The sequence below is a fragment of the Pantoea sp. SOD02 genome (assembly GCF_024707505.1).
GTDB classification, from domain to species: Bacteria; Pseudomonadota; Gammaproteobacteria; order Enterobacterales; family Enterobacteriaceae; genus Pantoea; species Pantoea symbiotica.
The window spans coordinates 3,274,536-3,289,548 of sequence record NZ_CP102604.1; the positions used below are offsets into that span (position 1 = coordinate 3,274,536).

7 protein-coding genes are annotated in these 15,013 nt (G+C 59.5%); all 7 read right to left on the reverse strand.

The window, feature by feature from the left end; genetic code table 11:
* Positions 1-156: 156 nt before the first annotated feature.
* Positions 157-1,560 carry an efflux transporter outer membrane subunit gene (locus NR302_RS15225; RefSeq protein ID WP_258143839.1) on the reverse strand — a complete coding sequence of 468 codons (1,404 nt, stop codon included), beginning with the start codon at positions 1,558-1,560 and terminating at the stop codon, positions 157-159.
* Positions 1,561-4,665: an efflux RND transporter permease subunit gene (locus NR302_RS15230; protein ID WP_258143841.1), complete on the reverse strand. Its 3,105-nt coding sequence runs from the start codon at positions 4,663-4,665 to the stop codon at positions 1,561-1,563.
* Positions 4,662-7,811 (reverse strand): MdtB/MuxB family multidrug efflux RND transporter permease subunit, encoded by a 3,150-nt coding sequence (locus NR302_RS15235; protein WP_258143842.1) that lies wholly within the window; start codon positions 7,809-7,811, stop codon positions 4,662-4,664. The genes NR302_RS15230 and NR302_RS15235 overlap by 4 nt, the downstream gene beginning before the upstream one ends.
* Positions 7,808-9,052 (reverse strand): MdtA/MuxA family multidrug efflux RND transporter periplasmic adaptor subunit, encoded by a 1,245-nt coding sequence (locus NR302_RS15240; RefSeq protein ID WP_258143843.1) that lies wholly within the window; start codon positions 9,050-9,052, stop codon positions 7,808-7,810. Before NR302_RS15240 ends, NR302_RS15235 begins: the two co-directional genes overlap by 4 nt.
* A gap of 142 nt (positions 9,053-9,194) precedes the next feature.
* Entirely contained in the window at positions 9,195-10,595 is a 1,401-nt protein-coding gene (locus NR302_RS15245) for an efflux transporter outer membrane subunit (RefSeq protein ID WP_258143844.1), read from the reverse strand.
* Positions 10,596-10,686: 91 nt separating this feature from the next.
* The gene (locus NR302_RS15250) at positions 10,687-13,818 is read right to left on the reverse strand and encodes an efflux RND transporter permease subunit (protein ID WP_258143845.1); all 3,132 of its coding nucleotides are present in this window, start codon (positions 13,816-13,818) and stop codon (positions 10,687-10,689) included.
* 9 nt (positions 13,819-13,827) lie between these two features.
* Positions 13,828-14,964 carry an efflux RND transporter periplasmic adaptor subunit gene (locus NR302_RS15255; protein ID WP_258143846.1) on the reverse strand — a complete coding sequence of 379 codons (1,137 nt, stop codon included), beginning with the start codon at positions 14,962-14,964 and terminating at the stop codon, positions 13,828-13,830.
* Positions 14,965-15,013: the final 49 nt, after the last annotated feature.

A 15,013-nucleotide genomic window follows, 5' to 3' on the forward strand; every position in this document is an offset into this window, starting at 1 on the left:
CAGCTCCTTAGCAGTCGTAAAAAATGGCTCTTACGATGCAGGATCTGGGGATTTTCGACAAGTGGCGCGGTGATTTAAACGCAATTGCGGCCTGCGGCCAGGTGCGCATGAATGCGCACCCTACGTTGTAGGGGCGCCATTCATGGCGACCTGGTTTCACCGCGCATCCACCTGCCATCCGCCGCCCAGCGCCGCGATCAGACCAACGCTGCTGACCCATTGCGTGCTCTGCAGCGACAGCAAACTCTGCTGTGCGCTCAGGCTGCTGTTTTCGGTGGTGGCGACGTCGAGATAGTCGATCATCCCGGCATCATACTGATTGCGCGTCACCCGCGCGGATTCCTGCGCCGCGTCGGTTGCCGCCTGCTGCGAGGCGATTTCGCCCTGCAAGGTATTCAGCTGCACCAGATAATCCTCCACTTCGCCCATGCCCGTCAGCACCGACTGGCGATAGCTGGCGACGCTGGCATCATAGGCGGCGCGTGCCTGTTCGACTTTCGCTGAGGTGGCGCCGAAATCTAACAGCGTGCCGCTCAGTTCCGGTCCCAAAGACCAGACGCGATTGGGCAGCGAGAACAAGCTATTAATCGCCGATGAACTCACGCCGCCGCTGGCGCTCAGCGTCAGGTCGGGATAATAACCGGCAACCGCCACGCCAACCGCCGCATTCGCCGCCGCCACGTTGCGCTCGGCGTAGGCGATATCAGGACGGCGCTGCAACAGCTGCGACGGCACGCTGTTCGGTATCGCGGGCATCGCCGCATCCAGCTGCGCCACCGGCAAGGAGAAATCAGCCGGTGCGCGGCCCAGCAGCAGCGCAATCGCGTGCTCCATCTGCGCCCGCTGCCACTGATAATCCTGCGCTGAAGCGCGGGCGCTCTCCAGCTGCATCTGCGCCTGCGCTAAAGTGGCGCGCGATTCGCTGCCCGCCGCGTATTTGTTTTGAATTACGGTTAAATAGCGCTGATAGGCATCGATACTGCGCTGATAGAGCGCGATTTTCTCGTCGATGATGCGCAGCTGGAAATAATCCTGCGCCAGTTCGGACTGCGCGCTCAGAGTAATATTCGCCAGCTCGGCCTTGCTGGCTTCGGCGCTGGCGTTGTTCTCCTCCAGCGTGCGCCGCAGTTTGCCCCACAAATCCAGCTCCCAGCTGGCGCTGAGATCGGCGGCATGACTGTTGCTGACGCTGCGTTGTCCGGTGGCGCTGGCGCGGCTGCCACTGCGTGTGCTGCTGGCGTCGTAGCCCACCGACGGCAACAACGCCGCGCGTGATTGCCCAGCCAGCGCCTGCGCTTCGCGGTACTGTGCGGCGTAGCTAGCGACGTTCTGGTTGGAGATGCTCACCTGCTTCAGCAGGCTATCCAGCGTGGCATCGTGATACACCTGCCACCATTCACCTTTGCTGTTTGCATCCTGCGGCGTCGCCTGCGTCCAGCCTTTGGCTTCTTTGAAATGGGTCGGCATCGCCATCGTTGGGCGCTGATAATCGGGGCCAACTGCACAGCCCGCCAGCAGCATCACGGTGAGCAACGGCGTAATTTTCAGGGACATTTTCATCTATCGGGATTCCACATGACGCAACCGCAGCCACTGACGTTGCGTGGCGCGGCTCAAACGATCAAGCCAGAGATAAACCACCGGCGTAGTAAACAGAGTCAGCAATTGGCTCAGCGCCAAACCACCGGCAATCGCCAGCCCGAGCGGGCTACGTAAGTCGGCATCGCCGCCGCTGCCCAGCGCCAGCGGCAGCGCGCCGAAGAACGCCGCCAGCGTGGTCATCATGATCGGCCTAAAACGCATCAAACAGGCTTGAGTGATCGCCTGCTGCGGCGTCATGCCTTTACTGCGCTCGGCGTGAATCGCAAAGTCGATCATCATGATGGCGTTCTTTTTCACGATACCGATCAGCAGGATGATGCCGATCAGCGCGATCACCGTCAGCTGCGTATTGGTGAGCAGCAGCAACAGCAGCGCGCCCACGCCCGCCGACGGTAGCGTCGAGAGAATGGTGATCGGATGGATGTAACTCTCATACAGCACGCCGAGCACGATATACACCGCCGCCAGCGCCGCGATAATCAGCCACGGCATGGTGGCGGTAAGCTGGGCGAACGCGGCGGCGGTGCCAGCAAAACCGGCCTGAATGGTGGAGGGTAAACCGAGCTGCGCCATCGCCTGCTTAATCAGCGCCTGCGCCTGCTCCAGCGACACGCCATCATTGAGGTTGAAGGCGATGGTGCTGGTGGCGGATTGGCCCTGATGGGCCACCGACAGCGGCGCGTTACCGCCTGTGAAGCTGGCGAACGCCGCGAGCGGCACGCGATCGCCGCTGTCGTTAATCACGTACAGCTGCTGGAGAATCGCCGGGTCTCGCGTGTAGTTGTCCTGCAACGACATCACCACATGATACTGATTAAGCGTGTGATAAAGCGTGGCGACCTGACGCTGGCTGAAGGCGTTATTCAGCATTGTGTCGAGCATCTGCACGTTCACACCAAGCCGTTTGGCGCGGTCGCGATCGATGTTGATCACCACTTCCTGACCGCCGGTTTGCGAATCAGAATCGACGCTATTCAGCTGCGGGATCGCCGCCAGCGCCGCCTGCACTTTTGGCGTCCATGTACGCAGCAGATCGAGATCGTCGGCCTGCAAGCTGTATTGATAGGTGGCGTTGGCACTGCGCCCGCCGATATGCAGATCCTGCGCCGCCATCAGGAACATCTGCGCGCCGGCGATATGGCTGGTTTTCATACTCAGGCGATTGGCCACTTCGGTGGCGGTGGCATCGCGCTGATCAAAATCCTTGAGTCGCACGAAGAAGTTAGCGCTGTTACGCGAGCCGAACATGCCGCTGCCCATCGACGACATCACGCTATCCACCGCCGGATCCGACTGGATGATTTTGGTGAACTGCAGCATTTTCGGTTTCATCGCCTGGAAGGAGATGTTCTGGTCGGCACGCAGCGCGCCCATCAGCAGGCCGGTATCCTGATTGGGGAAGAAGCCTTTCTGCACCACGGAAAACAGGAACAGGTTAAGCAACACGGTCAGCACCAGGCTGAACATCGTCAGCTTTTGGTGCGCCATCACCCAAGCCAAGCCGCGCGAGTAAGCCGCCAGCAATGCGTTAAGTTGGTTTTCGATAAACTGATACAGCGGATGCGGGCGTTGAGTAACTTTGGGCTTTGGCTTTAACAGGCGCGCGCACAGCATCGGCGTCAGGCTCAGCGAGACAAACATCGAGATCAGCAGCGATACCGTCAGCGTAACGGCAAATTCGCGGAACAAGCGTCCGACGATGCTGCCCATCAGCAGAATCGGGATAAACACCGCAATCAGCGACATGGTCATCGACAGCACGGTAAAACTCACTTCCTGCGCGCCACGCAGCGCCGCGCGCAGCGGACTGAGCCCTTCTTCGATATGACGCGTGATGTTTTCCAGCACCACAATCGCGTCATCAACAACAAAACCGGTGGCGATAATCAGCGCCATCAGCGACAGGTTATCGAGGCTGTAACCCAGCAAATACATCACCGCGCAGGTGCCAATCAGCGAGACCGGCAGCGCCAGCGCCGGGATAATCACCGCCTGCACGTTGCGCAGAAACACAAACACCACGCCGATCACCAGCAGCATCGCCACCAGCAGCGTCTCTTCGGTGTCGTACAGCGAAGCGCGCACCGTCGGCGAGCGATCCACCACCACTTTCAGTTGAGTGTCGGCGGGCAGATCTTTTTCCAGCGCCGGCAGCTGCGCTTTAATGGCGTCAATGGTGTCGAGCATATTGGCACCGGCCTGGCGCTTAATGCCCACCATCACCGACGGCATAGCGTTGAGGAAACCGGCCTGATACTGATCTTCCACCGAATCATAAACGGTCGCGACATCGTGCAGCCGCACCGCTTTGCCATCTTTATACGTGACGATCAGATCCTGGTACTGCGCGGCTTTATCCAGCTGGCCGTTGCTGTCCACCACCCACGACTGGCTACTGCCCTGCAGAATCCCTTTCGGCTTATTGGTGGTGCTGTTGGCGATGGCGCTGCGCACCGTATCCAGCGAAATGCCGTACTGCGTCAGCTTCAGCGGCTGTAGATCGATACGCACTGCCGGTAAGGCGCTGCCCATCAGCGACACTTCACCCACGCCTTTCACCTGCCCCATCGCCTGCTCGATTTTGCTTTCGGCCAGATCGTAAAGTTCGCCCGGCGTGCGCGTGGCGGAAGTCAGCGCCAGCATCACAATCGGCGCATCGGATGGATTGGCTTTGCGATAGGTCGGCAGCGACTCCATGGCGCTCGGCAGCAAACTGCGCGCGGCGTTGATCGCCGCCTGCACGTCACGCGCCGCGCCATTGATGTCGCGATCGAGATCAAACTGCAAAATCACGCTGGTCGATCCCTGCGAACTGCTGGAGGTCATCTCGGTGACACCGGCGATCTGCCCCAGCGAACGCTCCAGCGGCGTGGCAACGGTGGCCGCCATGGTTTCCGGGCTGGCACCAGCCAGGCTGGCGCTCACCATAATGGTGGGGAAATCCACCTGCGGCAGCGGCGCGACCGGCAGCAGCCGGTAGCCCAACGCGCCCAGCAGCAGGATCGCCAGCGTCAGCAATAATGTGGCAACCGGGCGGAAGATAAACAGCCGGGTGAGGTTCATCGCTCGCCTCGCGCCTGCTGCTGCTTGCGCTGCATGTAGCGCTTGCCGCGCTGCGCGATGCCATCAAACCACAGGTAAATCACCGGCGTGGAGAACAGCGTTAGCACCTGGCTGACAATCAAACCGCCGACAATCACCAGCCCCAGCGGCTGGCGCAGCTCGGCACCGGAACCGGACGCCAGCATCAGCGGCAGTGCACCCAGCAGCGCCGCCATGGTGGTCATCAGAATTGGGCGGAAGCGCAGTAAACACGCCTGATGAATCGCGTCCCGCGCGCTCATGTGCTGCTTGTTTTCCGCCTCCAGCGCGAAGTCGATCATCATAATCGCGTTCTTCTTGACGATACCGATCAGCAGGATCACGCCAATCAGCGCGATCAGGCTAAACTCGCTGCCCGCCAGCAGCAGCGTCAACAGCGCACCGACCGCCGCCGACGGCAGCGTCGAGAGAATGGTCACCGGATGGATAAAGCTTTCATAGAGAATGCCGAGCACCACGTACATGGTGATCAACGCCGCCAGAATCAGCCACAAGGTGTTGCCGGTGGCGCTCTGGAACGCCGAGGTTTCGCCCTGATAACGCAAGGTGATGCTCGATGGTAGATTGAGCTGCTGCGTCACCTCGGCGATCGCCTTCTGACCCTCTTCCAGCGAGTAACCGCTGTTGAGATTGAACGACACCATTACCGCCGGGAACTGATTAAGGCGCATATGCATCAGTGAACCGGTGCGCTGATGAATGGTGGCGATGGAAGTGAGCTTCACCATGCCGGTGGTGGTGGTTGTGGTGGTGTCATCAGTTGAAGACGTGGTACTGCTGGTCACCGGCAAATAGACATCATCAAACGAAGCTGGCGATTGCTGATACTGCGGCGCCACTTCCAGCACCACGCGATACTGATTGGCCTGGGTAAAGATGGTGGAGACCAGGCGCTGACCGAAGCTGTTGTACAACGCGGTATCGACGTCGGCGGCGGTAATGCCGTAGCGCGCCGCTTTATCGCGGTTGAGTTCGACGTAAGCCACACGCCCTTGATCCTGCAGGTTGCTCACTACGCCGTTAAACTCCGGACGCTGCTGCAAGGCGGCGACCATCTTCGGCGTCCAGCTCACCAGGTTTTCGCTGTCGGCATCATCCAGCGTGAATTGATATTGGCTTGGCGACACCTGATCGTTGACGGTCAAATCCTGCGCCGGTTGCAGATAGAGCTGAATGCCCGCCACCTGCTGCGCCGCCTGTTGCAGCTGTTTGATCACCACATCAGCTTTGTCATCGCGATCGCCAAATGGCTTGAGGTTGATCTGGATGCGCCCGCTATTCAGGCTGGTGTTGCTGCCATCAATACCGATGGTTGAGGACAAACTCTCCACCGACGGATTTTGCAGAATCACCTTCGCCAGCGCCTGCTGCCGTTTCGACATCTCGCTAAACGACACATCCTGCGACGCCACGGTGACGCCCTGAATCAGCCCGGTATCCTGGGTCGGAAAAAAGCCTTTTGGGATGGCGATATACAGCAGCGCGGTGAGCGCAAAGGTCGCCAGCGCCACCAGCAGCGTCAGCTTCTGATGGTTCAGCACCACCGTTAGCATTCGGTCGTAGCCGCGCACCAGTTTGTCGAACACTTCGCCGCCCTTACGCGAGAAGCGCGACTGTTTTTCCGGCGGAATGTGCTGCAGCAAATAGGCGCACAGCATCGGCGTCAGCGTCAGTGACACCACCATTGATACCAGAATCGACACCGCCAGCGTGATGGCAAATTCGCGGAACAGCCGCCCAACCACATCGCCCATAAACAGCAGCGGAATCAGCACCGCAATCAGCGAAAAAGTCAGCGAGATGATGGTGAAACCAATTTGCTGAGAGCCTTTCAGCGCCGCCTGCATCGGCGTTTCGCCCTCTTCCAGCCGCCGTGAAATGTTCTCCACCACCACAATCGCGTCGTCGATAACGAAGCCGGTGGCGATGGTCAGCGCCATCAGCGACAGGTTATTCAGGCTGAAGTCGGCCAGATACATCACGCCGAAGGTGCCAATTAGCGACAGCGGCACCGCCACGCTGGGAATCAAGGTCGCCGCCACGTTGCGCAGGAACAGGAACGTCACCATCACCACCAGCGCCACCGACAGCATCAGCTCAAACTGTACGTCGCTGATCGAGGCGCGAATGGTTTGCGTACGATCCGACAGGATGCTCATCTTCACGCCGTCCGGCAGCGCCGCTTGCAGCTTCGGCAGCTGCGCTTTGATGCTGTCCACCACCTGAATCACGTTGGCGCCCGGCTGGCGCTGCACGCTGATCACAATCGCCGGGCTGTTGTTAGCCCACGCCGACTGGAAACTGTTTTCCGGCCCTTGTTCGATATGCGCGATATCTTTCAGCCGCAGCGCCGCGCCGTTTTGGTAAGTGATGATCAGATTGCCGTACTCATCGGCGGTGCGCAGCTGATCGTTGGCGTCGATAGTGACCGAGTGATATTTGCCGTCGAAGCCGCCTTTCGAGCCGTTCACGTTGCTGTTGCTAATCAACGTGTTGACGTCTTCCAGCGACAGCTTGTGCGCTGCCAGCGCTTTCGGGTCCATCTGCACGCGAATCGCCGGTTGATGGCCGCCCGCCAGCGTCACCATGCCGACGCCGTTAATCTGCGACAGCTTGAGCGCCACGCGCGTGTTCACCAGATCCTGCACCTGCGTCAGCGGCAGCGTGTCGGAACTTACCGCCAGCGTAATCACCGCCGTATCGGCCGGATTGACCTTTTTGTAGGTCGGCGGATTGGGCAGATCGCTCGGCAGCAAGTTGTTGGCAGCGTTGATCGCCGCCTGCACTTCCTGCTCGGCGACATCCAGCGACAGATCGAGGCTGAACTTCAGCGTGACGATCGACGATCCGCTTGAGCTGGTCGACGTCATCTGGCTCAGGCCGGCCATTTGCCCGAGCTGGCGCTCCAGCGGCGAGGTGACGGACGACGCCATCACATCCGGGCTGGCGCCGGGATAGAGTGTGGTGACCTGAATGGTCGGGTAATCCACCTGCGGCAGCGCCGAAGTAGAAAGAAAGCGATAGGAGAAGAGCCCGGCGATCAGCACGCCAACCATCAGCAAAATGGTGGCGACCGGACGCTGGATAAACAGGCGAGACGGATTCATTTGGCCTCGGCGGTCGCGGTGGTTTTGCTCTCATCCGCCAGCTGCACTTTGCTGCCGTTGGTCAGGCGATCGATGCCTTCAGTCACCAGACGATCGCCCGGCTCCACCCCTTTGAGGATTGCCTGCTGATCTTCACCAAACGTTGGCCCGGTGGTGACCGCTTTGCGCGTCACGGTGTTGTCTTTATTGATGACAAACACGAAGCTGCCGTCGCTGCTCAACTGCAGCGCCTGCGCCGGGATCACCGTGGCGTTTTTCAGGATGTTGGTTTGCAGACGCAGATTGACGAACTGATTGGCAAACAGCGATTCGTCTTCATTCGGGAAGGTGGCTTTCAGCTCGATGGTGCCGGTGGCGGTATCGATCTGGTTGCTGATGAACTTCACCTCGCCCTGCGCCAGCGCACTGCTGTTGTCCTGATCGTAGGCGGTGGCGGGCAGACTTTGTCCGCCGTGCAGCGCTTTGGTCAACTGCGGAATGTTGCCCTGCGGCACGCTAAAGGTCACGGCGGCGGGCTGCATCTGCGTTACCACCACGATGCCGGTGGTATCGGTGGTTTGCACCATATTGCCGGGATCGACCAGACGCAAACCGACGCGTCCGCTGATTGGCGAAGTGATGCGCGCGTAGTCGATATCCAGTTTGGCGCTGGCGATCTGCGCTTCATCGGCGGCGACCGCGCCTTTGTACTGGCCAACGGTGGCGGTTTGCGTATCAAGATCCTGGCGCGACAGCGAGTCCTGCGCCGCCAGTTTCTGATAGCGCACCAGCGTTAACTGTGCGCTTTTCAGCAACGCCTGATTCTGATTGAGATCGCCCTGATACTGCGCCAGCGTGGCTTGATAGCTACGCGGATCGATCTGCGCCAACAATTGTCCGGCGCTGACTTTCTGCCCTTCAGTGAAGAACACTTTTTCTAACTGGCCGGCCACGCGGCTGGTCACAGTGACGCTGGCGTTAGGGATAACGGTACCGAGCGCGTTGAGGTATTCCGGCACATCGGCGGTCGTGGCGACGCCGCTGTGCACCAGCGTTGCGCCGCCCATCATCATCGCCATGCCCGGCGGGCCGCCCGCGCCACCACGATGACCGCCGCGTCCGCCTTTCTCACCGCCCGGTGGCATGCCGCCATGTCCGCCGACCACGCGCCAGATCACGCCCGCCACAATCAACAGCACAACCAACAGGAGCAGCCATTTCAGCCAGCGAGAGAACGTGGAACGGGAAGCGTTAGGAGTCATCAGGATCTTCAAGTCAGCAAGAAAAAGGAAAATCCCCGGTAAAACAGGGGATTATTTCAAAGGGAAATCATCACTGCGCGCATTATCGGTTGAATGCCCGCGCGAATTCCATACGCGAACCGTAAGGGTTTCGTTAAGGCGATTAAGATTTCCAGCCGCCGCCTAACGCCTTGTACAGGGTGATTTTCTGGCTCAGCTGGCCCAGATGCGCGCTGATCAGCGACTGCTGCGAACTGTAAAGCGATCGCTGGGCCACTAACACATTGAGATAATTGTCTACGCCTTGCTTGAAACGCAAAGCGGAATAGTCGTAGTCGCGCTGATTCGCGCCAACCTCCTGTTGCAGCGCCGTCAGCTGATCCTGCCAGGTATCCTGCCCGGCCAGCGCATCGTTCACCTCTTTGAAGGCGGTTTGAATCGCTTTCTCGTAATCAGCAATGTCGATGCGTTTTTCGATATGCGCGATATTCAGGTTGGCCTCGTTTTTACCGCCGTCAAAAATCGGCAGATTAATCGATGGCATGAATGACCATGCGCCGGTGCCGCCGCCCAACAGGCTGCCAAGCGAACTGCTGCTGGAGCCGCCGGACGCGGTCAGCGTGATGCTCGGGAAGAAGGCGGCACGCGCCGCGCCGATATTGGCATTCGCCGCCTTCAGCGTGTGCTCCGCTGCCATGATGTCCGGGCGACGCGTCAGCAGGTCCGACGGCAAGCCAGCCGGCGTGGCCGGGAATTGCCAGTTGGCGTCCAGCGTGGCGTGCGACAGCAGCGTGGCGGGCAGATCGGTGCCGACCAGCAAGCGCAGCGCATCGACATCCTGCCGCACCTGCCGCGTGTAACTCGCCACGTCGGCCTGCGCCGCGCGCACCGTGCTTTCAGCTTGCGCCAGATCCTGATCGCTGCTGGCACCGCCGTCGTAGCTGAGTTTGGTCAGGCGATACGATTCCTGCTGGCTTTGCGCGGTACGTTGCGCCAGATGCAGCAGATCGTTATCCGAACTCAGCGTCAGCCACGCCGTCGCCACTTCCGCAATCAGCGAGATGCGCGTGGCGCGCTCGGTGGCGGCGCTCGACAGATAGGTTTCCTGCGCCTGATCGCTCAGGCTTTGCAGGCGACCAAAGAAATCCAGCTCCCACGACGTCACACTCAAGCCGCTGTTCAGCTCGTGATAGGTCACCGCGCCGCTGGTTTTGGTGTTGTAGAGATTGGCCGGTTCATGCGCCGAGGTCTGACTGGCCGTGGCGTTGATCGACGGCATCAACGCCGCGCGCTGCACCGTGACGCCCTGCTGCGCCTCTTGCACATTCAGCGCCGCCACGCGCAGGTCGCGGTTGTTGTCGAGCGACAGCTGAATCAGGTTGCGCAGCGTGGCATCAGTGAAGAAGTTCTGCCACGGCAAATCCGCGACGTTGCCGACCGGCGTCGCCTGGTCGTATTTAGCATCCACCGGCAGCGCCGGGCGCTGATAGTGCGGTGCCATGCTGCATCCGGCCAATACCAGCATCAGCGGCAACAGCGCGAGACGGAAATTTTTAGTGTTCATTTTTAACTTAAGCATTCAAGTGCCTTTGTATGAAGGTGCGCATCAATGCGCACCCTACAAAACCTGTAGGGTCGCCATTCATGGCGACCGTTTAACTGTCTTGCACGGTCTCTGCTGCGGCTTTTTTCTTGCGCGCAAAGAACTGCGAAACCACCACGTAAAACATCGGCACAAAGAAGATGGCGAGGAAGGTGGCGGTGATCATTCCGCCCGCCACCGCCGTACCAATTGAGTGCTGACTGCCTGCGCCCGCGCCGTTGGAGATGGTCAGCGGCAGCACGCCGAGAATAAACGCCATCGAGGTCATGATGATTGGACGGATACGCAGCCGCGCCGCTTCCACCGCCGCTTCCACCAGTGTTTTGCCCTCGCGCTCATGCAGCTCTTTGGCGAACTCGACGATAAGAATGGCGTTCTTCGCCGCCAGCCCGACCGTGGTGAGTAAGCCAACCTGGAAGAACACATCGTTCTGCAGGCCGCGCAGCAGCACCGCGCTGATGGTGCCGAGAATGCCGAGCGGCACCACCATGATCACCGAGAACGGGATCGACCAGCTCTCGTACAGCGCTGCCAGACACAGGAACACCACCAGAATCGAGATCAGATAGAGCTGCGTGGTTTGGCTGCCTGAGGCTTGCTCCTCATACGAAATGCCGTACCACTGCACGCGGAACCCGTGCGGCAGTTGCTTCGCCAGCTGCTCCACCGCCTTCATCGCTTCACCGGTACTTTGGCCTGGCGCGGGCGATCCGAGGATCTCTTCGGCGGTTAGGCCGTTAAAGCGTTCAAAGTGCGGCGAGCCGTACACCCATTTGCCCGAAGCAAAGGCGGAAAATGGCACCATGGTGCCGCTGCTGTTGCGGAAGTACCATTTGTCGAGATCGGACGGCGTGACGCGTGAGTCCGCTTTGCCCATCAGATAGACCTCTTTCACGCGGCCGTTATACATGAACTGATCGATGTAGCTGGAGCCCCACGCCACCGACAAGGTGTTGTTGATGTCGGTCATGCTCAGGCCAAGCGCGCTGGCCTTCTCATCATTGATCTCCAGCTGATACTGCGGCTCATCTTCCAGCCCGTTAAGACGGACCTGCGCCAGATGCGGATCTTTGTTCGCCAGCGAAATAAGCTGGTGCGCGGCATCCATCATCTGCTGATGGCTGTGCGCGCCGGTATCCTGCAGATAGAGATCGAAGCCGGTGGCGTTACCCAGCTCCATCACCGCTGGCGGCACCATGGCGAAGATTTTGGCGTTCTGATAGTTGGCGAAGTGCGCCATCACGCGGTTCGCCAAATCCTGCACGCTTTGCCCGCTGTGCGTGCGGTCGCCCCAATCTTTCAGGCGCACAAAGGCCATGGCGTTGCTCTGGCCGCGACCGGCAAAGTTAAAGCCCGCCACGCCAAAGGTGGTGGTCACCACCGACGCTTCGTTCTGTTGCAGATAGGCGTTGAGATCGTTGATTACCTGTTGAGTGCGCTGCGACGACGAATTCACTGGCAGCGTGATCTGCACCATCATCAAGCCCTGATCTTCACCCGGCAGGAAGGTGGTTGGTACGCGGGTGAACAAAAAGCCCGTCACGCCGACGATCACCAGATAGATCACCAGGAACAGGCCGCGACGGGAAATCACTTTGCTGACGCCGTTGGTGTAATGCATCGCGCCGCTGTCGAACTTGCGGTTAAACCAACCGGCGAACCCGGTGGTTTTGTGCTCCGCCGCCGCCGGTTTCAGCAAGGTGGCGCACAGCGCGGGCGTGAAGATCAGCGCCATGATCACCGACAGCGCCATCGCCGAGACGATGGTGACCGAGAACTGGCGGTAAATCACGCCGGTCGATCCGGAGAAGAACGCCATCGGCAGCAGCACCGCCGACAGCACCAGCGCGATGCCAAACAGCGCGCCCTGAATCTGCTGCATCGACTTGATGGTGGCAGCTTTGGGATCGAGATGCTCTTCGTGCATCACACGCTCGACGTTCTCCACCACCACGATGGCGTCATCCACCAGCAGCCCGATGGCCAGCACCATACCGAACATGGTAAGAGTGTTAATGCTGTAACCAAACGCCGACAGAATGCCGAAGGTGCCCAGCAGCACCACCGGTACCACCAGCGTGGTGATCAGCGTGGCGCGCAGGTTTTGCAGGAAGATCAGCATCACGAAGAACACCAGCACTACCGCTTCGATCAGCGTTTTCACCACTTCTTCAATCGAGGCGCTGACCACCGGCGAGGTGTCGTACGGATACTGAATCTCGACGTTATCCGGCAGCGAATCTTTCAGGTCGGCGATGGTTTGGCGCACCGCTTTGGCGGTATCCAGTTCGTTGGCACCGGTTGCCAGACGCAGCGCGATACCGGCGGCCGGTTTGCCGTCCATGGTGGCGTCGATGCCGTAGCTCTGCGGCCCGAGCGCTACGCTGGCCACATCTTTCAGCCGCACCTGCGAGCCGTCGCTGTTCACTTTCAACAGCACATTCTCAAACTGCTTCACGGTGGTGAAACGGGTTTTGCCGAGGATCGTCGCCTCGGTTTTTGCGCCCTGAATGGTCGGCAATCCGCCCAGTGAACCAGACGACACCTGCACGTTTTGGTTATCAATCGCGGTGGTAACATCGCTCGGCATCAGGTTGTATTTGTACAGCTTGGCCGGATCGAGCCAGATGCGCATCGCGTATTCCGAGCCCAACACCATGAAGTCGCCGACGCCCGGCGTACGCGAGATCGGATCTTCCAGTTTCGACACCAGCATGTCGGCCAGATCGCCGTTGGTCAGCTTGCCGTCTTTGGAGATCAGCCCAATCACCATCATGAAGTTTTTCTGGTACTTACGGATGCGGATGCCTTGCTGCGTGACATCGGTGGGCAGCTGCGACTCCGCCAGCGACACGCGATCCTGTACCTGAACCTGGGCAATATCGGGATTGATGCCCTGATTAAAGGTGGCGATGATCTGCGCGCTGCCGTCCGAGGCGCTGCTCGACTCCAGATAACGCAAACCATCCAGACCGTTCAGCTGCTGCTCAATCACCTGCACCACGGTGTTTTGCGTGGTTTCAGCGCTGGCGCCCGGATAGGTCACCGAGATGGAAACCGCTGGCGCGGAGATGTTGGGATATTGATTGACCGGCAAACTGATGGCGGCAATCGCGCCCACCAGCATCACGATAATCGCGATAACCCAGGCAAAAATTGGACGTTCAATAAAAAACTTCGACATGCCGCCCCCTTATTGCGCTGCTGCGTCAGTCATCGAAAGACTCACCGCATTAGCGGATGGCGTGTCATTGGTGTTGGCGGCGGTGGTGGTGACTTTCACCCCGCTGCGCACGCTTTGCAGGTTGTTCACCACCACGTTTTCCCCTTGCTGCAGGCCCGACGTTACCAGCCATTCGCCTTTGATCATCTCGCCGGTGTTGATGCTGCGCTGCTCAATGGTGTTGTCGCTTTTCACCACATAGACATACGGCTGACCTTTGGTGTCATGCATGATTGACTCTTGCGGCAGCAAAATGCCTTGCTGCTGAATGCCCTGCGGGAAGCTGGCGTGCACGTACATGCCGGGAAGTAATTCGTTATTAGGGTTCGGGAACACCGCGCGCAGCACCACGGTGCCGGTGGCGGTATCGACGTTGACTTCCGAGAATGCCAGCTTGCCCTGCTCGGCGTACTGGCTGTTATCTTCCAGCGACAGGCCAACGGCGGCGGTGTTGTCGGCCACTTTGGCAATCTTGCCTTCCGCCAACGCGCGGCGCAGACGCAGCAAGTCGGTGGACGATTCGCTGACATCAACATAGATCGGATCAAGCTGAGTGATAGTGGCGAGATAATCGGTTTGCCCATTGGTGACCAGCGCACCAGCGGTATACAGCGAGCGGCTGATGTGGCCGGAAATCGGCGCTTTCACCAGCGTATAATCGAGATTCACCTTGGCGGTTTCCACATCGGCCTGCGCTTCACGCGCGGCGGCGACCGCATCGTCGTAAGTTTGCTGACTGATGGCGTGCGCGTTGGCCAGCGGCTGATAGCGCTTCACCACCATCGCATCGTTCTGCCAGGTCGCCATCGCTTTGTCGTAGGCCGCTTTGTAGGTGGCCGGATCGATTTGATACAGCGGCTGGCCGGCTTTCACTTCACCGCCCTCAGTGAACAGGATTTTTTCAATCACGCCGCTCACCTGCGGACGCACCTGCGCGGTTCTCACCGCCGTGGTCCGGCCTGGTAATTGGGTAACGAGCGTAACGGGTTCCGCTTTCAGGTTGACCACGCCCACTTGCGGGGTGGCGGATGCGGCGGGCTTTGCTCCGCCCTGGTCACAGGCTGCCAGTAAAAACACCACGCTGGCAGAAAGAAGTTTCAGGCGCATAGTTGTTCTCTAAAAGATAGGAAGGGAATAGTCACGAAGGTAATGACTC

Bases quoted from the DNA above. Each gene is read 5' to 3' on its own strand.
- NR302_RS15225 (WP_258143839.1), bottom strand. From the start codon at position 1,560: ATGAAAATGTCCCTGAAAATTACGCCGTTGCTCACCGTGATGCTGCTG.
- NR302_RS15230 (WP_258143841.1), bottom strand. From the start codon at position 4,665: ATGAACCTCACCCGGCTGTTTATCTTCCGCCCGGTTGCCACATTATTG.
- NR302_RS15235 (WP_258143842.1), bottom strand. From the start codon at position 7,811: ATGAATCCGTCTCGCCTGTTTATCCAGCGTCCGGTCGCCACCATTTTG.
- NR302_RS15240 (WP_258143843.1), bottom strand. From the start codon at position 9,052: ATGACTCCTAACGCTTCCCGTTCCACGTTCTCTCGCTGGCTGAAATGG.
- NR302_RS15245 (WP_258143844.1), bottom strand. From the start codon at position 10,595: ATGAACACTAAAAATTTCCGTCTCGCGCTGTTGCCGCTGATGCTGGTA.
- NR302_RS15250 (WP_258143845.1), bottom strand. From the start codon at position 13,818: ATGTCGAAGTTTTTTATTGAACGTCCAATTTTTGCCTGGGTTATCGCG.
- NR302_RS15255 (WP_258143846.1), bottom strand. From the start codon at position 14,964: ATGCGCCTGAAACTTCTTTCTGCCAGCGTGGTGTTTTTACTGGCAGCC.